This is a genomic window from Alteraurantiacibacter palmitatis, from assembly GCF_037154115.1.
GTDB classification, from domain to species: Bacteria; Pseudomonadota; Alphaproteobacteria; order Sphingomonadales; family Sphingomonadaceae; genus Alteraurantiacibacter; species Alteraurantiacibacter palmitatis.
The window spans coordinates 445,618-464,657 of the sequence record NZ_JBANRO010000001.1 but is presented as its reverse complement, the minus strand read 5'-3'; the positions used below and the strand labels follow the sequence as shown (position 1 = coordinate 464,657).

The window sequence follows — 19,040 nt, the reverse complement described above, 5'->3', positions numbered from 1 at the left end:
CAGGTCCATGCCATCCTGAAGGAAAGCCCGCGTCAGCGCGCGGCCAACACCCGCACCCACACCCCGGCGCTGCTCAAGGGGCTGATCTTCACGACAAGCGGCATCGCCATGACGCCGACCATGACCACAAAGGGCAGCCGGCACTACCGCTACTACACCTCGATGGACGCCATCCGGAACCGCGCCTGCGAAGGCCGCGACAGCTTTGTCCGGCTCAATGCCGGCATGGTGGAATCGGCCGTGGTCCATCACATCCGGTCGCTGCTGCGCACGCCGGAAATTGCGGCGCGGGCGATGGATGCAGCACGCCGAGATGATCCGGACATCGACGAGCAGGACGTGGTTACCGCGCTGGCGAGCTTTGACGGGCTGTGGGAATCGCTGTTCCCGGCCGAGCAGGCCCGCATCGCCCGGTTGCTGATCGAGCGGGTCACGGTCAGCGCCGAGGGCCTTGCGGTCGACCTGCGCACTGAAGGCCTCGGATCGGTCATCCGGGAAATGGTCACCCCCGAACGGAGACAAGCAGCATGAGCGCACCCACTACCATGCGGGTGTTCATCCCGCTCACCATCCGCAAGCGCAACGGGCGGCCGAAGATCGTGCCGCCCGCCGACGTGGTGCCCGACAATGGCGGGGTGGATCCGCATGTGCTGAAGGCGATCGCCAAGGCATGGAGCTGGCGGAGGAAGCTGGAATCCGGCGCGGAGGCAACCATTCAGGACATTGCAGATTCCGAGGGTTTCTCGGACCGCTACGTCGGGCGCATGCTGCGGCTGGCCTATCTGGCGCCCGCCGTGCTGGACAAACTGCTGATCCAGCGCATGCCGCCCGCTGTGTCGATCAAGGAAATGGTCGTTGCAGCCGAGCTACCTTGGTTCGAGCAAGAAAGGGCAGTGTTCGCCGGGTAATCAGATTCACCCAATCCGAAAGCGGTGCGCTTCGCAAGTTGGTGTCATGCGACCAGCGAAGCGAGGCATTTCTCGAATACCTCCCGCTGCTTTCTGACAGGGAAGGCCCTTATGGCTTCGTCGCGGCTAAACCAGCGCGCATCAGCAATTTCTTCAGCCTGCAAGGCAAGCAGTACATCACTGGGCAGACGTACCACGAACATCATAGCCTCCTGGCCGTCATGATCGAGTGCTCGCCTTGCCTTGTGCTCGGCGGTGTAGATGAACCGGTTGGCGACAGGCAGCTTCTCGAGATCCTCTTCCAGTGCCACGCCGAGTTCCTCGGCGATTTCACGGCGCATGGCCTGATGCGGTGTCTCGCCAGATTCGACACCTCCACCGGCGAGCGTCCATTCTCCATCCTTGTACCCATGGGGGCGAACAAGGAGGAATTGGCCTTTGTCGTTCATGACAACGGCGCGAACTTTCTGGCGGAGCTTCAGGCCGCCCTCGTGTAGAAATGCTGCCATTTTGCAAAGGCTATCGATTTGAGGTTAAGTCTTCGTCACCGCCCAGCATGATGGGTTTGCTCGTTCCAACGTAGGCCTTCGCACTTGCGGCATCATAATTATTGCACTAGTAGGCCGCCCATCCGCTGGACTCGGTAATGCCGAGTGGCTCGGCCCGGCGCCTATCCCCGGGATAACCTTTAAGCCCCACAGCCTAATCGCGATGCGCACAAACCCCATGGGTTTCTGCGGGACACGAGGCTGCGTCGCATCGGTTTGAAAACAAGGTCACATATGCCCAATCTAGAAACCATCAAACGCGAATGGTTGTCCAACCCGCGTGGCGACATCCTTGCCGGGATTGTCGTGGCACTCGCTCTGATTCCCGAAGCCATCGGCTTCTCGATCATCGCCGGCGTCGATCCGCGCGTGGGGCTCTATGCTTCCTTTTCCATTGCTGTAATCATCTCGCTTGTCGGCGGCCGGCAGGGAATGATCTCGGCGGCAACCGCCGCGATCGCGGTGCTCGTGCTGCCGCTGATCCGTGATCACGGCGTCGATTACCTCTTTGCCGCCACGATCCTGATGGGCGTGATCCAGGTAATCGCCGGTTTCCTGCGGCTCAACGTGCTCATGCAATATGTGTCACGTTCGGTGATCACCGGCTTCGTCAACGCGCTGGCGATTCTGATCTTCATGGCGCAGTTGCCTGAACTCACTGGCGTGCCGATGCTCACCTATGCCCTGGTGGTAGGTGGCCTCGCGATCATCTACCTGTTCCCCTACCTCACCAAGGCGGTGCCTTCGCCGCTGGTAGCCATCGTCGTCATCACTGCGCTGGTCTACTACACCGGCTTCGAAGTGCGCACCGTGGGCGACATGGGGGAACTGCCGTCATCACTGCCCGCATGGCTGATCCCGAATGTGCCGTTCACGCTGGAGACCCTCCAGATTATCTTGCCCTATTCGCTGACCATGGCTGCGGTCGGTCTGCTGGAATCGATGATGACCGCGCAGATCGTCGATGATCTGACCGACACACCGTCCGACAAGCAGCGCGAGATGAAGGGGCAAGGCATCGCAAACTTCTTCACCGGGTTCCTGGGCGGCATGGGCGGCTGCGCGATGATCGGCCAGTCGGTGATCAACGTGAAATCAGGTGGCCTGACCCGGCTCTCGACATTCGTTGCCGGTTCCTTCCTGCTGTTCCTGATCCTCGTGCTAGGCTCACTGGTTGCCATCATCCCCATGGCAGCGCTGGTCGCCGTGATGATCATGGTCTCAATCGGCACCTTCTCGTGGGGTTCCATCAAGGACATTCGCCATCATCCGTGGCAGTCGTCCGTCGTCATGGTGGTCACCGTCGTGATCGTCGTATGGACGCACGATCTGGCGCAGGGCGTGCTGGCGGGCGTAATCCTGTCGGGCCTGTTCTTCGCCAGCAAGGTCAAGCGCATCTTCACGGTCGAGTCCGAGCTTTCGGCCGACGGTCTGACCCGGCGCTACATGGTGTCGGGGCAGGTATTCTTCGCTTCCTCGGAGAGCTTTGTCGAAGCGTTCGATTTCAAGGAAGTGCTGGACCGCGTGATTATCGACGTGTCACAAGCTCACTTCTGGGACATTTCGGCAGTCGGCACGCTCGACAAGGCGATCCTGAAATTCCGCCGCGAGGGTACCGAAGTAGAAGTGGTAGGACTCAACGAGGCAAGCGCCTCGATGGTCGATCGCTATGCTGTCCACGACAAGCCAGGCGCAGAAGCGCAACTCGGCGCGCACTGAGAGGATCATGACTATGGAACACGTCCTCGCCTGTATTGATGCATCGAGCTATGCCGACAGCGTCTGCGATCTGGCTGCTTGGGCTTCAAAGCGTCTGTCCATGCCGGTCGAGCTGCTGCACGTCGTGCAGCGCAGTGATGCGGTTGCCGCGCGCGGCGATCTGTCGGGCGCTATCGGCCTCGGGGTCAAGACCAGCCTCATGGAAGAACTGGTCAATCTGGAAGCTGCCGACGCCAAGCTGAAGGTCGAACGCGGTCGCCTGCTGCTCGCGGCAGGAGAAAAGCGCCTCCGCGAAGGCGGCGCATTCGATGTCCGCACGCTGCACCGCCACGGTGGCATCGTCGAAACCATCCTCGAACGGGAAGAAGGCGCGCGCGTCGTTGTGATCGGCAAGCGCGGCGCATCCCATGAATTTGCCAGCGGCCACATCGGATCCAAGCTGGAACGGGTTGTGCGCGCCAGCACCAAGCCAGTGTTGGTCGCCTCGCGTGAATACTCCGAGCCGCGCAGCATCGTATTCGCCTACGATGCCAGCCCAGCTGCTGAACGCGCACTGGGCAGACTGGTCGAATCCACACTCTTCACCGGAATGTCCGTTAACATCGTGATGGCCGACACGGACAACGAAGCCCACCGGCGTGCGCTAAATGACGCTGCATCTCGCCTTGGGGCAGAGCGGGGGGTCACCACGACGCTCGAAAGCGGCAAGCCTGAAGCGGTGATTGCCAAGGTTGTTGGACAAACACCTGGGGCGATGCTGGTGATGGGGGCTTATGGCCATTCGCCGATCCGCACCCTGATCGTCGGCAGCACCACGACCACGATGATCCGCACCGTTCATGTGCCGGTGCTGCTCGTGCGGTAAGATGGCGCTCGACCTCACCCGTTTTCGTGAGAAGCTCCTCGCCCGCCGCGAAGAGCTGTTGGCCGAGGACCGGATGTCCGAGACCGACCGGGCACCGGTGGTGCTTGATCAGGACAGCGTGGGCAGGCTTTCGCGGATCGATGCGATGCAGGTTCAGGCGATGGCTTTGGCCCAGGCGCGGCGTCGACAAGCAGAGAGATCAAGCATCGACGCTGCCCTGCATCGGATCGACGAGGGCGAGTTCGGCTACTGCCTGAAATGCGGCGAAGATATCGCTCCTGCTCGCCTCGAGCACAATCCGTCCGTGACCAACTGTATTGAATGCGCGAGAGAAGGCTGATCCCGCTCCATGCTCACAGGAACGGTCAAATATGTCGGTCCGGAAGGCAGTTGGGGTTTCATCTCGCGCGATGACAAGCAGCCCAAGGTCTTCCTGCACATCTCCGAGGTGCAGAAGGCTGGCGTGGACGAAATCGAGAAAGGCCAGCGCTGGAGCTTCGATATGAAGGAGGGCCGTGACGGCCGAATGGTTGCAACCAACCTCGAATTCCTCGGATATGCGAGCTAGCCGATCGGTTCGCAGTTCAAACGGCCACGCAAAAACGCGCTGCCGAACGCCCACCTCCAGTTCTCTGATTGCAACGTCAGCCAAGATTGGTGCCAAAAGGTACGGTTGCTGATCATCTTAAAAGTCACGGAAATCCGACGTTTTCTGAACCCGAACCTTTTCAGCAGGGGTTCGGGTGAAAAGAGACAAAAGCCGATTAGAGACCGAATTTACAGGTTCCGGCAGTCTCTGGGGTTCGGTCGCCACCAGCAAAACGGCGCGGAAGCTGGGGATTTTCTGGCCCCGGAAGGCCCATCTCATTGATTCGCATTGAGATGTTGGCGGAGAGGGTGTCCGAATAACATAGCCTTCGCACCTGTCCGCAGCCCTTCGCTACCCGTCACCAAAGCTCTTTAATCACATCATTATTTGTCCGCCTCTCACCTTCGCCGCGCTTGCCTGTTCGTCCGTGTTCGCGTAAGGGTGTGGGGACGATTGGGGGGATGATCGGGGGAACTATGGGAAAACTGACAGCCCTTGCCGTGAAGAATGCCACCGCGCCGGGACGCTACCTGGACGGCGAAGGCCTGTTCTTGCTGGTGAAGCCGAGCGGCGCGCGCTCTTGGCTGTTGCGCGCCCAAGTGGACGGGAAGCGCCGCGAATTCGGGATCGGCCCAGCCGCCGACATTGGCCTTGGCGAAGCGCGGGAAAGAGCGGCAGCAATCCGCAAGCAATATCGGGCCGGTGTGGACCCGGTGGCAGCGCGGCGCGCGGCGCGCGCGGCCCAGCGCGAAATCCCCACCTTTGCCGACGCGGCGGAAACCGTCCACGGCGAGCGCGAGGGCGGATGGCGCAATGACAAGCACAAGGCGCAATGGCTGGCGAGCCTTCGCGCCTATGCCTTCCCCTCGCTGGGGACCAGCCGGATAGACCAGATTGACGCGCCGATGATCCGCGCGGCCTTGTTGCCGATCTGGCTCGAAAAACCCGAAACCGCGCGCCGGGTGAGCCAGCGTATCGGGACCGTGCTGGACTGGGCGCATAGCAACGGCTGGAGACCGCAAGAGGCACCCATGCGTTCGGTTCTCATGGGCCTTCCCCGCCAGCCGCGCCGGGATCGGCACTTCGCGGCCATGCCCTTTACCGACGTGCCCGCGTTCTGCGCGGCCATGGAAGCCGCCGCCCCTGTCGCTGGGCGGCTAGGCCTGCTGTTCACCATCTACACCGCCAGCCGTTCGGGCGAGGTGCGCGGCGCGCAATGGGGAGAGGTGGACCTTGCCGCCAAGGTGTGGACCATCCCCGCCGACCGGATGAAGGCGCACCGCGCGCACACCGTCCCCTTGTCACCAGCCGCGCTTGCCGTGCTGGAGCGGGCGGCGGCGCTGCGCAAGAGCGCCAAGCCCAGCGCGCTTGTGTTTCCCAGCCGGACCGGCGGCGAACTGTCCGACATGACGCTGGCGAAGGTGCTGCGCGATGCAGGCCAACCCTTCACCGTCCACGGCTTCCGCTCTGCCTTCAAGGACTGGGCGGCAGAGGAAACCGCCTTCCCCGATGCCGTGAGCGAGGCCGCGCTTGCCCACGGCGACCCGGACAAGGTGCGCAAGGCCTACCGGCGGACGGACTTTCTCCAGCTTCGCCGCGAACTCATGGAGGCGTGGGCCGCATTCATCGCAGGCCCAAGCGGCAACGTGGTGCCGATCCAGCCGCGCAACGCGATGCGCAAGGGGGCGGCATGAGCGGAGAGATTGTCCGCCTGCCCACCGCCGCGCGCCGCGCCGTCAAGCAGCCCAGCCGCGCGGATCATCGCCGCGCCTATCGTGAGGCCAACCCATGGCCGGGTGAATTCAAATGGCCCGCTATCCGGCGCGTGGAGGTCGAGGCCGAGGCGCGGCTGGCGCTTGGGCAGGGTGAGCCGGGCCATGCCTTTGCCGTCGCGCTCTATGCCGTCCTCGATCCTGCCCAGCGCCTTGCGGTGCGCCAGATGCTGGCCCCCGGCGCGGTGACGGCCGTCCCGCATTCCGGGCCGCCTTAGAGCGGCTGGAAGAGCTGGCGGACGCGATGCAGCGCGATGCGGCTGGGCTTGCGCGCTTCAGCGGGCCGGAACCGCTGGAGGAATGAGCGACCAGCCGGGCGGGCCGATCTGGTGAGCCGCAATCGCAAGCGAGAGCATAGGAGAACGCAATGCAGACCCAAAAAACCACCCGCGCGCCCAGCCCCTTCGAGGGTGCGACCTTCCGCCGCGCCTTCGCTCGGTGGGGCGATGCCCAGCAAGCGGGGGAGCGCGCCGCGTGGGCGCTTTTCGAGACGCCCGCGCCCGATCTGGCGGCGCTGGAGCTGAAGCTGGAAATCGCCTTCGATCCGGAATTGAACCTGTTCGCGCGGCGCACCGCCGATGATGCGGACCGGGTGCGCGCTGCGATCATGGCGGACGTGGCACGGCTGGCGGGTGCCTGATCGGCCCGCATGGCCCGGCTGGGCGCTCCCTGATCGGGCAAGGGATGAAATTGAGCGGCTGGGCGCTGGCGCGGCCATTGCGGCGCTGGAGACAGCGATAGCCGCCCACCTGTTGCGCGCGGAACCCGCGATGCAGCCAGCCGCGCTTGCCGAGGCGCTGGGCATTGCCCGCGATCATGCGGCCCTTGATCGGATCGGGCGGCTTGCCGCCGCGCTTGCGGACGAACTGGAGGCGCTGGCAGGCTCCAGCGCGGCGCGCGCCTTGGGCGAGGAACTTGCACACTACCAGCCCCCCAGCATTATCAAGGCGCTCGATGATGCCGCACCCTCGCACTATCGTGCGATGATCTACCAGCTTGGACCAGCCGCGCTCGCAGCGCGCTTGCAGGCGGTCCACGAACTGGCAGAGGCAGCGGATGCGGCCCATGGCCCGCGCCAGCCAACCCAGCGCGGGCGCACCCCAGCCGCGCGCGAACGGTTGCTGTCTGACATATTCGGGGCGCTCGACTATGCCATGGATGATGCAGAGGACTGGCGCGACGCATGGGCACCGCTCGCAGCGCCGCAAGGGCGGCTGGTCCGGCTGGTGGGGGTGTGCCTTGAAGCGATAGGCGAAGCTGCCACCACAAACCTTGCCCAAGTGGTGCGCCGCGCCTTGCAAAGCGAGAGCGCCTGGAGCGCCGATCTGGAGGGGGAATAGGGGCGCGCTTGAACAGAATTGCCGCGCCGTGTGGGTCTGTTCTGTTCACACTGGCTTGTTGTGTCGCGGCGGTTCGTGCGTATTCAGACGGGCGGCAATCACGCCGCCAGCGGTTGGCGGCGAAACCGAAGGGAGCCGCCGATGAGCAAGGAACTCTACACAGTCACGGAATTTTGCCAGACCTACGGGATCGGTCGCACCACGTTCTATGCCGAAGTGAAGGCCGGGAAGCTGCGCACCGTCAAGATTGGCGCGGCAACCCGCGTCCGGCGGGCCGATGCGCAAAGCTGGGCCGATAGCCTGCCCACCGCCGACGCCGCCGCCTGATCGTGGCGCGGCCAATCGAAAGCCCCAGCGCGCGGGGGAGCGCGGCTGGGGCAAGAGCAACGCGGGGGGCGCGGCTGGGCGATCTATCGCACCCCAGCCGCAAGGCGGCAAGGGCAAGCGGGCCATGGGCTGGCGGATGATGCAGGCCGCGCAAGAGGCGCTGGAGGCCGCGCCGCCCATTGGGAAGCGAAAGGCGTGCGCGGCCAAGGGAAGCCTAAGCCCTTCCGCGCGGCTGGCGCTGGTGTGCCTTGCCAATGCGGCCCGCGATGAAACCGGGCTGGCTTGGCCTTCGCAAGCGACCATTGCCAGCTTCGTTGGCTGCAGCGTGAACACCATCGGCTCCGCCCTTGCCGATCTGGCGGCGGCAAAGGCGGCTGGGCACCTGTCCGCCATGCCCAACCGCGCGGGCCGGGTGCCCCTCTATCTGGTCCACCCCGGCGGTATGGCGCGCTATCAGCCCGTGCCAGCGCAAGCCGTGCGCTCCCACCTTGCGGCTGGCAGGTTCTCCGAAGGGGAGCGAGAGGAAGCCTTGGCCTGGCTGGCAGGCTTGGGGCATATCGAGGGACCAGCCGGGGCGGCAATCATTCGGGCAAGCGCGGTGAAAAGCCTTCGCCGCCGGGACAAGACCCCCCAAGCCATTGGGGAGGTGCCAGCCGCCCACCCCCCCAGCCATTGCGCCCTACCCCCCCAGCCATTGCGTCACACCCCCCAAGCCATTGGGGACGAACCTTCAAAGGAAACCGAAAAGGAAACCGAAAGCGGGTGCGATCCGCGCGCGGCTGGGGAGCCAGCCGAGAGCGAGGCAGAGGCTTTGCGGGAAGGTGCTGGCGGCAAGGGTGCGCTACGGGCCTCTGGCGGTGCGCTGGACGACTGGCGGGACATAGAGCGGGCCGATCCGCAGGACGTGCTACGGTGCCTCTTGGCGGCTGATGACGCGCGCGCCGCGCGGCTTGCAGGCATGAGTGAGGCAGAGGCCTTGGCGGCTGTTGCGGACATGCAGCGAACGCTGGGCGCGTTTCGGGCCGGATAGGGAGGGGGGGATGCAATCTCTGGAAGGCCATGCAATCCCGGACCGGTGGGCCGTCAAAAATTTGCGCGCGCGAATTAAAATTCCGGCCGGAATTGAAGTTGCAGCCGGGGTGTGTGGGCGGTGAAGCGCGGCCCCAAGCCCCAGCCGCGCCGCCGCCCAGCGGGACTTGCCGCAAGGCCCGATCTGGCAGCGTCCACGGCTGGTCCGCGCTCACCGATCATGCCGGACTATCTGGCGGATGATGATGCGCTAGAGCCAGCGCGCACCGTCTGGCTGGAGAACATCGAGCGCGTCGTAGCGAACGGTGCCACAGAGGCGGACAGCGATCTGTTCGCTAGGTATTGCGCCCAGGAAGCCCGCTACCGGGCAGAGGTTCGCCTATTCATGGCTGGCGAAATGGATGCGCCGCCCGTGTCGCTTGTCGAGAGCTTGCGCAAAATGGGCGAGACGCTGGGGCTTACAGGGCCGTCAAGCCGAACGCGGATCGGCCCAGCCGCGCCGCCGCCCGAAAACGCCTTTCTGCGCAATGGGCGGCGGCTGGTGAAATAAATGCGCCCGCGTTCGCGGCTGGGCGCTGCTATCCCGAACACAGTGGGGGGACGATTGGGGGGGCCAGAAAAGGCGGGATCGGCAACGCCCTGAATTACAGGCATAATTCAGACTGAAATGGCGGAGAGGGTGGGATTCGAACCCACGTTACGGTTGCCCGTAAACCGCATTTCGAGTGCGGCGCATTCGACCTCTCTGCCACCTCTCCGCAAGAAGGGCACGGTGCGTTTGCACCGGCTGGTCGGTCAAGAAGCGCGGCGGTTAGCGGATGGATTGCCGCTTGCCAAGCCCCTCTAAGCGGCCTTCGGGCAACAGATGGGGATTATCGCTGCGGCCTGCTTGTTTCGGAAGGGCGAAGGTCTATATTCATGCCCATGGAACGGTCGGAATTCTTCCTTCCCGCTGCCGGCCGCAAGGTCGATGCCCCCCGCCACCGCCGCGCGCATTTTGCCATTGGCGACGTGGTGCGTCACCGCCTGTTCGATTTCCGCGGCGTGGTGTTCGATATCGACCCGGTCTTTGCCAATTCGGAAGAATGGTACGAAGCCATTCCCGCAGATATGCGCCCGGACCGCGACCAGCCGTTCTATCACCTGCTGGCCGAGAACGAGGACAGCACCTATGTCGCCTATGTCAGCCAGCAGAACCTGATGCGCGATGGCGAAGGCGGCCCGGTGGATCACCCCGGCATTGCGCAGCTGTTCGGCACCTTCTCCGGCGGGCGGTATCGCCTGCACCGCAGCCTGACGCATTGATTGCTGCCGGGCGCGGGACTTGCCGCGCCTCCGCTCAGCTCTTGATCTTCCAGCCGCTTTTCAGCACGCGGTAGGTGACAACCCCAAGCAGCAGATTGAGCACGCCCACGCCCGCTGCCGCACCCAGCACCGCCATATTGGTGTTGCCGATATCGCTTTCCCCCAGAAAGCCGAAACGGAAGCCCGAAATCAGGTAGAAGAACGGGTTCGCGCGGCTGATCGCCTGAAAAAAGGGCGAGAGGTTGGAAATGACGTAGAATGTGCCCGACAGCAGGCTGAGCGGGGCGACCACGAAATTGGTGACGGCCGCGTTGTGATCGAACTTGTCCGCCCACAGGCTGGCGAGAAGACCCGTCAGCGCCAGCATCACCGCGCCCATCAGCCCGAACCACACGATAGCCCAGGGGTGCGCCGCCTGCATATCCACCCCCGGCCACAGCGCCATGGCCACCGCCACCGCGCCGCCCACCATCACCGCGCGCGTCACCGCCGCGCCGACGATGGCAATCATCAATTCGGCATTGCTGAGCGGCGGCATCAGGTAATCGATGATGGTGCCCTGCATCTTGCCGCCCAGCAGGCTGAAGCTGGCATTGGCAAAGGCGTTCTGCATCATGCCCATCATGATGAGGCCGGGCGCGACGAAAGTGGCGAAATTGACGCCCAGGATCAGCCGGTCTGCGCGATCCCCGCCCAGCGCCACGGTGAAAATCACCAGAAACAGCAGCGTCGTGATCGCCGGGGCCCAGACAGTCTGCGTCTGCACCTTGAGAAACCGGCGTATCTCCTTCATATAGAGGCTCCACAGCCCGATCCGGTTCAACCCGGTGATCATGGGCTGGCCCTTGGGCGGGAAACTGCGCCCGGCATCCGCAACGGTGCTGACGGTATGAACCACGGCGGCGGGGCTGTTCCCGCCAGGTGGCGTTGTGCCGGGTGTGGAGCTTTCGGGGGCTTGATTGGCCATGTGCTGCCGCCTATCGGCCCGCATATGCGCTGGCAAGCCCTGTGTGAGGTGTGGCGGGTGCAGCAAGCCCGGCGCGCGTCCGCCTGCATATTGAAACGGATTTGTGAATGAGCTGGACCGAAGAACGCATCGCCAAGCTGACCAAGATGTGGGAGGGCGGATCCACCGCCAGCCAGATCGCCGAGGAACTGGGCGGCGTGTCGCGCAACGCGGTGATCGGCAAGGCGCACCGCCTTGGCCTGAAATCGCGCCCTTCGCCGGTCAAGGCGAACGAGGCGAAGCCTGCCAAGGCGAAGGAGCCAGCCCCGGCTCCGCGCAAGGCGGCGCCCGCTGCCGCCGCACCTGCCGCCCCTGCCCCGCAGGCCAAGGCGGCGCTGCCCCGGCCTGAACCGCGCGGCACAGCGCCTGCACCCAAGCCCGCCGCCAATCCGAAACCCTCCACCGAAAACAGCCAGCCGCTGCCCGGCCGGGGCGAGCCGATGCCGCGCATCCATTCGGTCGGCCCCGGCGGTTTCGTGCGCCAAGGCCCCGGCGAGCAGCAGGCACCGATCCCGCCCGCGCCGCCGCGCCGCCGCGTCCCGGCCAAGCCCAGCCCCGAAGTGGCGGACAAGACGCATCTTCTCGACCTCAATGATCGTGTCTGCCGCTGGCCCATGGGCCATCCGGGCGAGGCGGATTTCCATTTCTGCGGGGAAAAGGTGAACCCCGGCTTCCCCTATTGCGTCGAACATTGCGGACGCGCCTATCAGGCACAGCTGCCGCGCGGCGCGCGCCGTCCTCCGCCGCCGCTGCCCTTTGGCGGGCCGCGCGTGCGTTAAAACGCAGCGATGACACAATCCCAGACGGCCGCATCCCACCGGGATGCGGCCGTTTTGCTATGCACCGGTCAAACGCGGGATCTGGCGCGGGGGTTCTGGCGCGGGGGTTGGGCGCGGGGAAAGACCGTGCGGCCCCGCGCCGCCTTGGGTAGGCAGGGGGGGGGAGTGGCGCAGGGCCGCACGATCAGGGGAAACGTAAGGCGTCCCGGCTTGGGGTCCAGGACGCCGAGACCATGACAATCCTTCGACGCGACCCGAAGGGCCGTCGCTGGCCTCGGCACGGCGTTTAAGGCAGGTGTTCCAGACCTGCACGTAACGTGATTGCCCGACAGTGGCCGTTCTGCGCCATATTGGCCCGGCTGGTCAGTCGGCGTCCTTGAGCGGATCGCGCCCCGTATCCTGCGCTTCGATCTGGGCGACGAACTTCTCGTAATCGGGCGTGATGATCAGGCCCAGCGAATAGGCCTTTACCGAGGCGGTGGTGCGGTCGCTCACCCCCAGCTTGGCGAAAATGCGCCGCACATAGACATCTACCGATGAGGGCGAGATGCCGAGGATCTCGGCAATCACCGAATTGCTCTTGCCCCGCCCGATCCAGTGCAGCACTTCCATTTCGCGGTTGGACAGCTGCGGAATATCCTGCATCCGCTTCACCATGCGGCAATAGGACTGGAACGAGGTCTGCCCGACCGCGTGAAAGCGGTGCAGCGTCAACTGGTCTGGCCGTGGGGCATCCGCTGCCAGCATCGCGCCCAGAAAGCCGCTGCGCCCCTCTGGCCCGAAACAGGCAGTGGCAACGCCGCGCTCCACCCCCAATTGCGCCGATATCTCGAAGAATCGCTTCTGCGCCTTGGTCAGCTTTTCGTCCGCCAGATCATCCGGCCAGACAAAGGCGGAAAGGCGCTGCAACGCGATATCGGGCAAGGGATCGCTGGCATGAAGCCGCGCGCGGTATTGCTTCTCCCACGTCCAGGGCAGGCCGATATTGGTCATGCTGCGGCCCACGCGCGGATCGCGGGTCAGGGGAGCGATGAAGCAGGCGGCGGAAAATCCCAACAGGGCCAGCGCACTCATCGTCGCATCGCGCAGCGGAACCACATTTTCGCACGAATCGATCGCCGTGAGACGACGGGAGAACTCCTCGGCTACTTCCCCATCTTGCGCAGGCATTGCCTTTCCCCAAGTCAGGCACCGCATTTAGTGCAAAGGCCGCTCTCCCTGCCGCCAGCTTCGTCGCGTAAGTGAATAACGCAGATTGCCATGTCTCGGCCCGCGTTACAAGCGGCGGCCCGGTTCCGCAGCGGACTAGGCCTGTCGGGACGGAGGAACCTGCCGGTCCACCACAAACGCCGCTGCCGATACCATGGCCGATGCCACCAGCAGCACGGCAAAGAAGGGCACGACGCTGGTGCCGCCCCATTGCAGCAAGGTGCCGCCAAAGGCCGTGGCAAGGAACGCGCCCACCCGGCTCATGAAAATGCCAAAGCCGATGCCCGCCGACCGGCAGCTTTGCGGATAGCCCAGCGCCATGATGACATACATCGCCGCCATGCAGGCGCTGAACACCGCGCCCGCGAGGCCCACAAGGCAGGTCACCACCAGACGCTGCGCCGCATCCGGCTCAGCGGGCAGGGCCTGCACCTGCCAACCCAGCGCAAGGATGACGACGCACAGCGTGGCGCTGAACAGGCTCATGATCAGGCGCGATCCGTATCGGCGCACCAGTTCGCCTGCGAGCACTGAGCCCGCGATCGAGGTGATCCCGGCAATCGACACCGCCCGGCTCGCTTCGGCAAATTCAAATCCCGCCGTAGTGAGGAAGGTGGTCGACCAGCTCAGTATGCCGAATGCCACCAGCGCGGCGGAGGAAAACGCGATACCAACGCCCAGATTGAAGCGCGCATTGGACGGATGGAGCACGCCGATATGCCCCATGCCATCAGTTTGCGCAGGCTTGGCATCGGGCAGCAGGTCTTCCGGCGCTCCCAGCACCAGGGCCGCATTGCGCTGCGCCGCATCCCCCTTGCCCCGTTCCAGCAGAAAAGACGGGCTGTCACGCAGCACCAGCACCACCAGCACGCTCACCACAAGCAGACCAAGGCCCAGCACCGCAAAGGTGCCTTCCCAGCCATTTGCCGCCGACAGGCCCGGCGCCAGCCAGCCCGCCACCGTGCCGCCGATCGGCACGCCCACCACCAGCGTGCTGACCGCCACGGGCCGCCAGCGCTGCGCCAGCCACTCGCTCGCCAGCGCCAGCACATTGGGATAGACGCCGCCCACACCAAGGCCGGTAAACAGCCGCCAGATCGCCAGTTCCCACACCCCTTCGGTGGTGGCCGATCCCATCGCCGCCAGCGCATAGGCGAGCGCGGCGATGGCGATGGTCCAGCGCCGGCCGATCCGGTCGCCCAGCCAGCCGCCGCCCCATGCCCCCACGCCAAAGCCGATGATCGCCGCGCTCATCGCGATGCCGAATTCGCCGCGCTCCACGCCGAACGCCTCCATCACCAGCGGCGCGACGATGCCCAGCAGTTGCAGCGCCACCCCGGCGCCGATCAGCACGCCCATGCACACCGCCAGCGTCGCCCATTGGAAAGGCCGCACCGGCAGCGCGTTCAGCGCATCAACGAAGGTGCGGGCCATGTCAGGCGGCCCCGCCACAGGCACGAAGGCCGGCGTAATGTGTCATGATATGATCCTTTCCCCATCGCCGCCCTTTGCGCAGCGTGCATTCAGTCTACCGCGATCTCTTCCACCCAGCCGCGCTCCAGCCGGTGGATGCAATCAGGTTCAATCGTGTGGTGGGCGAGCATCGCATCGCGCCCCTCGCCCGCATAGAGCGCGCGCAGGATCGCGCCCGATATGCCGTGGCCCACCACGATCAGCCGGGCATTGCCCGCCCAGCGCAGCCAGCACCACAGGCGTTCCACCGCCGTATCCAGCCCTTCCCCGTCGAGGCAATGATGCGCCCAGGCGGACAGGAAGGTCGGCTCCTCCTCCACCAGCGGGTCGCGCGCGCAGATCGAGGCGTAATGGTGCTTCTCCCACGAACCGCAGCCCACTTCGGCCAGGCGCGCATCGGTGATGACGGGCTTATCCGCACCCATCGCCTCGCGCAGGATCAGCGCGGACTGGTGCGCGCGCGGCTGCGGGCTGGACAGGATCTGGTACTCCGCTTCGCCATTCAGCGTTTCAGGGGCCAGCATCCCGCGAAGCCGCTCGCCCGCGGCGCGCATCTGTTCGCGTCCCAGGCTGGTGAGCGGGCTGTCAAGGCTGCCTTCGATCCGCCGCTCGAGGTTGAAATGGGTCTGGCCGTGGCGCAGCAGGTAGATCATCGTCAGCAGCCTTTCCCCAGTAGGACTATTGTCCGCCCGCCGGCGAGCGTGACCCCAGATCGAGCGCCATGTCGCCCGCATCCTCTTGTGGCACAGGCCGGTTGCCCGGCGCCATCAGATTGCGCACCTGTTCGGCGCGCATGGTTTCGAACTTGACCCGGCCCGGCGTCGGCTCCTCCAGCGGGAAAGCGTCCTCGATCTCGCGGTGGCGCTGCTTCACTTCGTCGAGGAATTCGCGGTTGGTGAAGATGTAGAACCGGTTGGCCCTGATCGCCTCCACCACCGCGCGCCCGGTATCCAGCGGATCGATCGCGCCGCGCATCGCGTCCCACAGATCCTTCAGGAATTGCGGCGCATTCTCCGCATCGATGCTGGGATCATCTTCGGGCAGTGGCACCAGCGCGGTGCGCGTCGCGCCGGGGAACAGGCAGGAGACGCCAATGCCCTTGGGCGCAAGCTGCATCCTGAGGCTCTCGGAAAAGCCGCGCACGGCGTATTTGGCGGTGGAATAGGCGGCAAGGCCGGGCAGCGGCACGATGCCCGCCATGCTGCTGGTGTTGACGATATGGCCGCCTTCACCCTGCGTGCGGATGATCGGGGCGACGATCTTGGTGCCGTTCACCACCCCGCCCAGATTGACCGCGATGGCCCTGTCCCAGTCGTCGAAATCGGGACTGGCCGCCGTGCCGCCGCCGTTCACCCCGGCATTGTTGCACAGGACATGGATCTTGCCGAAATGCGCCAGCGTTTCGTCCACCGCCGCCTTCAGGTTCGCGCGGTCGGCCACATTGGTTCTCACGAAAAAGGCGGCGTTGTTGCCTGCCAGCTCGGCCTTGGCCTTTGCGATATGTTCATCGCTCCAGTCCGCCAGCGAGACCTTCATCCCTTCGGCCAGAAAGGCCTTTGCCATGCCAAGGCCGATGCCGCTGGCCCCGCCGGTGATGAAGGCAACCCGCCCTTCGAGATGTTCCATAAACTGCGCTCTCCCCACGCCTTTCCCTTGCGCCCGCCGGTTTGCCCGGCGCGGCGCTATCCTGCGCACTGTAACGCAAGAAGGCCGCGAGGGAAGCGCTGTTGCAGCGCCTCCCCCCCTTTTTGGCGCAAGATCAGGCGCGCGCTTCCAGCACCATATTGGTGGGCGTTTGCGTGGCGCGGCGAACCTGCGAAAATCCGCCATCGTTGAGCACCTTGGCAAGGCGCTTCTCGCCCGCCTGCGCGCCAAGGCCGTAACCGACCTCCTGGCTGAGCGAGACGGGCACGCAGCCCATGCAGGAAAAGCCGTAGAAGATCTGCCCCATCGGATGCATATTCTCGGCCATGCGGTCACCCGCCATCGGCTCCACCACCATGAAGGTGCCGTCGGGCTTCAGCGCGGCCTTGATATGCGCTGCCGCGCCCACCGGATCGCCCATGTCGTGCAACGCATCGAAAATGCAGGCGAAATCGAACCCATCGCCTTCGAAGTCCTGCGCCTTGGCATGGACGAAGCTGACATTGCTGACGCCTTCCTCGGCCGCACGGGCACGCGCGGTTTCGATGGAGGGCAGGTGGAAATCGATGCCAACGAAGGTGGAATTGGGATATTCCTTCGCCATCAGGATCGTGCTGGTGCCATAGCCGCAGCCGATATCCGCCACCTTGGCCCCCGCCTTCAGCTTGTCCACCACGCCGCCCAGCGCGGGCAGCCAGTTGGGGATGAGGTTCATTTCGTAACCGGGGCGGAAGAAGCGGTCGGTGCCGCAGAACAGGCATTGCGAATGGTCGCTCCACGGCCGGCCCTTGCCGGTCTTGAACGTATCCACCGCCTTTTCGTGCATTTCGTATTGCGCCACAACGGCCTGAATGAAGCCCTGCATACAGGCGGGCTGGCCTTCGCGGGTGAAGACCAGCGCCTTTTCCGGCGGCAGACAGAAGGTTTCGGCTTCCGGGTCGAAATCGACATATCCGGCAGCCGAAACCGATCCCAGCCATTCGCGCAGATATTTGGGTTCAAGGCCCGTCTTGGCGGCCAGCTGGTCCAGCGTCATCGGCCCTTCGCCGTCCATCGCGGCGAAAACGCCCGCCTGATCGCCCATATAGGCCATCATCAGGCTGACCGCGCCCGCGACATCGTGCATCACCTTGCCGGCCATTTCCTGAACCTTGGCAAAGTCGATCTGCTCACTCATTGCAATGCTCTCCCCGATTTATGCTTGTGTTTTGCTGCGTCCCTAACACTGGAGAAGGCGCTCGCGCAAAGGCAATTCGGGGGAGGATCAGGCGGTCGCAGCTCTCAGCGGAACAGCGGCCCCGTTTTCCGGGGCAGAAACCGATCGCGGTGCATCGCCATCGGGCAGGGGAAAGCGCAATTGCGAACAGGTGCCGCCCCTTTTGCCCGGCATCATGGTGAATTCGCCCCCCAGACTGCCCGCCAGGCTGCGGGCGATCTTCAGGCCAAGGCTGCCGCTGGCCGCCATGCTGAACCCATCGGGCAGGCCTGCCCCGTCATCTTCCACTGCGATGCACAGATGCGAAAGCGACCCGTCGGATTGGGCCGGGCTATCCTGTGTGATGCGCACCACCAGTTCGCCGCCACCGCCAGGGCCATAGCCATGCTCCAGCGCATTCGACACCGCCTCGCTGACGATCAGCGCCACGGGAATGGCCTGTTCGGCAGGCAGAAGCCGATCGCGTGTCGCCTCCAGCCGGATCGTCACCGCGCTGCCTTGCGCGCTGGCCACAATATCCCGCACCAGCGGGCCAAGCAGGCCCGACAGGCTGCGCTGCGACCCTTCGGGATTGTAGAGCGTGCGCTGGATCTTGCCCACCACGCTGACGCGCCGCACCGCTTCTTCCACCGCAACACGCGCCGCATCGTCCTGCACCCGGCGCGCCTGCATGGCCAGCAGCGAACCGATCATCTGGAGATTGTTGCCCACGCGGTGCTGCAATTCGTGGAACAGCAATTCACGGCTGCGCGCCAGATCGCGGTTGCGCCGGCGCTCTGCATCCAGCCCGCGAAAGGCGATCTGTAACAGGTGGATCGTCACCACATTCACCACAGTCACAAACAGATACAGCGCCATGGCCCAACCGGGCGGGCCGTCAAGGCTCATCGATCCGACCGGCGCAATGAAGAACCACCGCGCCAGCACGAAACCCAGCGCCGTGCTGGCCACACCGCCCCACAATCCGAACAGCAGCGCGCTGATCAGCACGGCCGGGAAAAAGGTGACATAGGGAAAGCCGGTCGGCAGCAAATCGTCCATGAAAAGACGCAGCAGAAAAGCCAGCAGGGTGATGCTGAGTGCAGCAGGCACCGCGATAACCGGGCGGCCACCAAAAAGGGGCAGCCCACGGAAAAGGTTCTGAATGTTTGGTGCGGGCATGAAGTCGTGCGTGATCCTAAGGTGTTGCCCGATTCGCGGTGAGCTCGCGGCAAGCGTAACACGATTGCTTATGTAATGAAAAAGGGGCCGCAGCAGCATTTGTGCCGCAGCCCCTGACTCATGATGGGGCCCTTGCCCCCCCCGCACCAT

The 19,040-nt window shown here is 64.7% G+C and carries 22 protein-coding genes, 1 tRNA gene, 1 pseudogene and 1 other annotated feature; of the genes and pseudogenes, 15 read left to right on the top strand and 9 right to left on the bottom strand.

Annotated elements, in window-relative coordinates; translation table 11 throughout:
• Positions 1–531 (top strand): annotated as a pseudogene (locus WFP44_RS02050) (recombinase family protein); the annotation flags it as partial.
• Positions 528–908 carry a hypothetical protein gene (locus tag WFP44_RS02045; protein ID WP_336924667.1) on the top strand — a complete coding sequence of 127 codons (381 nt, stop codon included), beginning with the start codon at positions 528–530 and terminating at the stop codon, positions 906–908. The pseudogene WFP44_RS02050 and the gene WFP44_RS02045, both read left to right, overlap by 4 nt.
• A 44-nt stretch (positions 909–952) precedes the next feature.
• Here WFP44_RS02045 and WFP44_RS02040 read toward each other — a convergent pair whose 3' ends face one another.
• Entirely contained in the window at positions 953–1,417 is a 465-nt protein-coding gene (locus tag WFP44_RS02040) for an NUDIX hydrolase (RefSeq protein WP_336924666.1), read from the bottom strand.
• Between the two features lie 124 nt (positions 1,418–1,541).
• Positions 1,542–1,595 (top strand) — a sequence feature (sul1 is cis-regulatory element that is thought to sense ions involved in sulfur or methionine metabolism; They are found in Alphaproteobacteria).
• A 95-nt stretch (positions 1,596–1,690) separates the two neighbouring features.
• On the opposite strand from WFP44_RS02040, the gene WFP44_RS02035 reads away from it, so the two are divergent.
• From WFP44_RS02035 to WFP44_RS01985, 11 genes are all read left to right on the top strand, one after another.
• Positions 1,691–3,175, top strand: coding sequence for a SulP family inorganic anion transporter (locus WFP44_RS02035; protein WP_336924665.1), 1,485 nt, complete (start codon positions 1,691–1,693; stop codon positions 3,173–3,175).
• Positions 3,176–3,188: 13 nt separating this feature from the next.
• Positions 3,189–4,040 carry a universal stress protein gene (locus WFP44_RS02030; protein WP_336924664.1) on the top strand — a complete coding sequence of 284 codons (852 nt, stop codon included), beginning with the start codon at positions 3,189–3,191 and terminating at the stop codon, positions 4,038–4,040.
• Position 4,041: 1 nt separating this feature from the next.
• Complete coding sequence (locus tag WFP44_RS02025) at positions 4,042–4,380, top strand: TraR/DksA family transcriptional regulator (RefSeq protein ID WP_336924663.1); 339 nt, start codon at positions 4,042–4,044, stop codon at positions 4,378–4,380.
• Between the two features lie 9 nt (positions 4,381–4,389).
• The gene (locus WFP44_RS02020) at positions 4,390–4,608 is read left to right on the top strand and encodes a cold-shock protein (protein WP_336924662.1); all 219 of its coding nucleotides are present in this window, start codon (positions 4,390–4,392) and stop codon (positions 4,606–4,608) included.
• A gap of 482 nt (positions 4,609–5,090) precedes the next feature.
• On the top strand, positions 5,091–6,323 hold the full coding sequence (locus WFP44_RS02015; protein WP_336924661.1) for a tyrosine-type recombinase/integrase: 1,233 nt from the start codon (positions 5,091–5,093) through the stop codon (positions 6,321–6,323).
• A complete protein-coding gene (locus tag WFP44_RS02010) occupies positions 6,320–6,619 on the top strand; it encodes a hypothetical protein (RefSeq protein WP_336924660.1) in 300 nt (99 codons plus the stop codon). Before WFP44_RS02015 ends, WFP44_RS02010 begins: the two co-directional genes overlap by 4 nt.
• A 149-nt stretch (positions 6,620–6,768) precedes the next feature.
• Positions 6,769–7,041, top strand: a complete 273-nt coding sequence (locus WFP44_RS02005; protein WP_336924658.1) for a hypothetical protein — start codon at positions 6,769–6,771, stop codon at positions 7,039–7,041.
• Positions 7,034–7,741 carry a hypothetical protein gene (locus WFP44_RS02000; RefSeq protein ID WP_336924657.1) on the top strand — a complete coding sequence of 236 codons (708 nt, stop codon included), beginning with the start codon at positions 7,034–7,036 and terminating at the stop codon, positions 7,739–7,741. Before WFP44_RS02005 ends, WFP44_RS02000 begins: the two co-directional genes overlap by 8 nt.
• 141 nt (positions 7,742–7,882) lie before the next feature.
• The gene (locus WFP44_RS01995; RefSeq protein WP_336924656.1) at positions 7,883–8,068 is read left to right on the top strand and encodes a helix-turn-helix transcriptional regulator; all 186 of its coding nucleotides are present in this window, start codon (positions 7,883–7,885) and stop codon (positions 8,066–8,068) included.
• A gap of 124 nt (positions 8,069–8,192) precedes the next feature.
• Positions 8,193–9,098 (top strand): helix-turn-helix domain-containing protein, encoded by a 906-nt coding sequence (locus tag WFP44_RS01990; protein ID WP_336924655.1) that lies wholly within the window; start codon positions 8,193–8,195, stop codon positions 9,096–9,098.
• A 219-nt stretch (positions 9,099–9,317) separates the two neighbouring features.
• Positions 9,318–9,647 carry a hypothetical protein gene (locus tag WFP44_RS01985; protein WP_336924654.1) on the top strand — a complete coding sequence of 110 codons (330 nt, stop codon included), beginning with the start codon at positions 9,318–9,320 and terminating at the stop codon, positions 9,645–9,647.
• Positions 9,648–9,765: 118 nt separating this feature from the next.
• Here WFP44_RS01985 and WFP44_RS01980 read toward each other — a convergent pair.
• Positions 9,766–9,855: transfer RNA gene (locus tag WFP44_RS01980), tRNA-Ser, on the bottom strand.
• Positions 9,856–10,021: 166 nt separating this feature from the next.
• Here WFP44_RS01980 and hspQ point away from each other — a divergent pair.
• Complete coding sequence (hspQ, locus tag WFP44_RS01975) at positions 10,022–10,402, top strand: heat shock protein HspQ (protein WP_336924653.1); 381 nt, start codon at positions 10,022–10,024, stop codon at positions 10,400–10,402.
• A gap of 34 nt (positions 10,403–10,436) precedes the next feature.
• Here the strand turns inward: hspQ and WFP44_RS01970 are convergent, their stop codons facing one another.
• The gene (locus tag WFP44_RS01970) at positions 10,437–11,237 is read right to left on the bottom strand and encodes an ABC transporter permease (protein WP_336924684.1); all 801 of its coding nucleotides are present in this window, start codon (positions 11,235–11,237) and stop codon (positions 10,437–10,439) included.
• Positions 11,238–11,476: 239 nt separating this feature from the next.
• Here WFP44_RS01970 and WFP44_RS01965 point away from each other — a divergent pair, with 239 nt between their 5' ends.
• Positions 11,477–12,187, top strand: a complete 711-nt coding sequence (locus tag WFP44_RS01965) for a GcrA family cell cycle regulator (protein ID WP_336924652.1) — start codon at positions 11,477–11,479, stop codon at positions 12,185–12,187.
• A 363-nt stretch (positions 12,188–12,550) separates the two neighbouring features.
• On the opposite strand, the gene WFP44_RS01960 is transcribed toward WFP44_RS01965, so the two are convergent.
• The 6 genes from WFP44_RS01960 to WFP44_RS01935 form a co-directional block, all read right to left on the bottom strand.
• The gene (locus WFP44_RS01960) at positions 12,551–13,357 is read right to left on the bottom strand and encodes a helix-turn-helix transcriptional regulator (RefSeq protein ID WP_336924651.1); all 807 of its coding nucleotides are present in this window, start codon (positions 13,355–13,357) and stop codon (positions 12,551–12,553) included.
• Positions 13,358–13,492: 135 nt separating this feature from the next.
• On the bottom strand, positions 13,493–14,830 hold the full coding sequence (locus WFP44_RS01955) for an MFS transporter (RefSeq protein WP_336924650.1): 1,338 nt from the start codon (positions 14,828–14,830) through the stop codon (positions 13,493–13,495).
• Between the two features lie 89 nt (positions 14,831–14,919).
• Positions 14,920–15,522: a histidine phosphatase family protein gene (locus tag WFP44_RS01950; protein ID WP_336924649.1), complete on the bottom strand. Its 603-nt coding sequence runs from the start codon at positions 15,520–15,522 to the stop codon at positions 14,920–14,922.
• Between the two features lie 25 nt (positions 15,523–15,547).
• Positions 15,548–16,495: an SDR family oxidoreductase gene (locus WFP44_RS01945; RefSeq protein ID WP_336924648.1), complete on the bottom strand. Its 948-nt coding sequence runs from the start codon at positions 16,493–16,495 to the stop codon at positions 15,548–15,550.
• Between the two features lie 133 nt (positions 16,496–16,628).
• Positions 16,629–17,690, bottom strand: coding sequence for a class I SAM-dependent methyltransferase (locus WFP44_RS01940; protein ID WP_336924647.1), 1,062 nt, complete (start codon positions 17,688–17,690; stop codon positions 16,629–16,631).
• Positions 17,691–17,777: 87 nt separating this feature from the next.
• On the bottom strand, positions 17,778–18,890 hold the full coding sequence (locus WFP44_RS01935) for a sensor histidine kinase (RefSeq protein WP_336924646.1): 1,113 nt from the start codon (positions 18,888–18,890) through the stop codon (positions 17,778–17,780).
• Between the last annotated feature and the right edge of the window lie 150 nt (positions 18,891–19,040).

What these genes read in the sequence shown, in the direction of transcription:
- WFP44_RS01940 (WP_336924647.1), bottom strand. Translation starts at nt 17,690, where the DNA reads ATGAGTGAGCAGATCGACTTTGCCAAGGTTCAGGAAATGGCCGGCAAG.
- WFP44_RS01935 (WP_336924646.1), bottom strand. Translation starts at nt 18,890, where the DNA reads ATGCCCGCACCAAACATTCAGAACCTTTTCCGTGGGCTGCCCCTTTTT.
- WFP44_RS02045 (WP_336924667.1), top strand. Translation starts at nt 528, where the DNA reads ATGAGCGCACCCACTACCATGCGGGTGTTCATCCCGCTCACCATCCGC.
- WFP44_RS01965 (WP_336924652.1), top strand. Translation starts at nt 11,477, where the DNA reads ATGAGCTGGACCGAAGAACGCATCGCCAAGCTGACCAAGATGTGGGAG.
- WFP44_RS02015 (WP_336924661.1), top strand. Translation starts at nt 5,091, where the DNA reads ATGATCGGGGGAACTATGGGAAAACTGACAGCCCTTGCCGTGAAGAAT.
- WFP44_RS02020 (WP_336924662.1), top strand. Translation starts at nt 4,390, where the DNA reads ATGCTCACAGGAACGGTCAAATATGTCGGTCCGGAAGGCAGTTGGGGT.
- WFP44_RS02025 (WP_336924663.1), top strand. Translation starts at nt 4,042, where the DNA reads ATGGCGCTCGACCTCACCCGTTTTCGTGAGAAGCTCCTCGCCCGCCGC.
- WFP44_RS02030 (WP_336924664.1), top strand. Translation starts at nt 3,189, where the DNA reads ATGGAACACGTCCTCGCCTGTATTGATGCATCGAGCTATGCCGACAGC.
- WFP44_RS01995 (WP_336924656.1), top strand. Translation starts at nt 7,883, where the DNA reads ATGAGCAAGGAACTCTACACAGTCACGGAATTTTGCCAGACCTACGGG.
- WFP44_RS01990 (WP_336924655.1), top strand. Translation starts at nt 8,193, where the DNA reads ATGGGCTGGCGGATGATGCAGGCCGCGCAAGAGGCGCTGGAGGCCGCG.
- hspQ (WP_336924653.1), top strand. Translation starts at nt 10,022, where the DNA reads ATGGAACGGTCGGAATTCTTCCTTCCCGCTGCCGGCCGCAAGGTCGAT.
- WFP44_RS02010 (WP_336924660.1), top strand. Translation starts at nt 6,320, where the DNA reads ATGAGCGGAGAGATTGTCCGCCTGCCCACCGCCGCGCGCCGCGCCGTC.
- WFP44_RS01985 (WP_336924654.1), top strand. Translation starts at nt 9,318, where the DNA reads ATGCCGGACTATCTGGCGGATGATGATGCGCTAGAGCCAGCGCGCACC.
- WFP44_RS01970 (WP_336924684.1), bottom strand. Translation starts at nt 11,237, where the DNA reads ATGATCACCGGGTTGAACCGGATCGGGCTGTGGAGCCTCTATATGAAG.
- WFP44_RS01955 (WP_336924650.1), bottom strand. Translation starts at nt 14,830, where the DNA reads ATGGCCCGCACCTTCGTTGATGCGCTGAACGCGCTGCCGGTGCGGCCT.
- WFP44_RS02035 (WP_336924665.1), top strand. Translation starts at nt 1,691, where the DNA reads ATGCCCAATCTAGAAACCATCAAACGCGAATGGTTGTCCAACCCGCGT.
- WFP44_RS01945 (WP_336924648.1), bottom strand. Translation starts at nt 16,495, where the DNA reads ATGGAACATCTCGAAGGGCGGGTTGCCTTCATCACCGGCGGGGCCAGC.
- WFP44_RS01960 (WP_336924651.1), bottom strand. Translation starts at nt 13,357, where the DNA reads ATGCCTGCGCAAGATGGGGAAGTAGCCGAGGAGTTCTCCCGTCGTCTC.
- WFP44_RS02005 (WP_336924658.1), top strand. Translation starts at nt 6,769, where the DNA reads ATGCAGACCCAAAAAACCACCCGCGCGCCCAGCCCCTTCGAGGGTGCG.
- WFP44_RS01950 (WP_336924649.1), bottom strand. Translation starts at nt 15,522, where the DNA reads ATGATCTACCTGCTGCGCCACGGCCAGACCCATTTCAACCTCGAGCGG.
- WFP44_RS02040 (WP_336924666.1), bottom strand. Translation starts at nt 1,417, where the DNA reads ATGGCAGCATTTCTACACGAGGGCGGCCTGAAGCTCCGCCAGAAAGTT.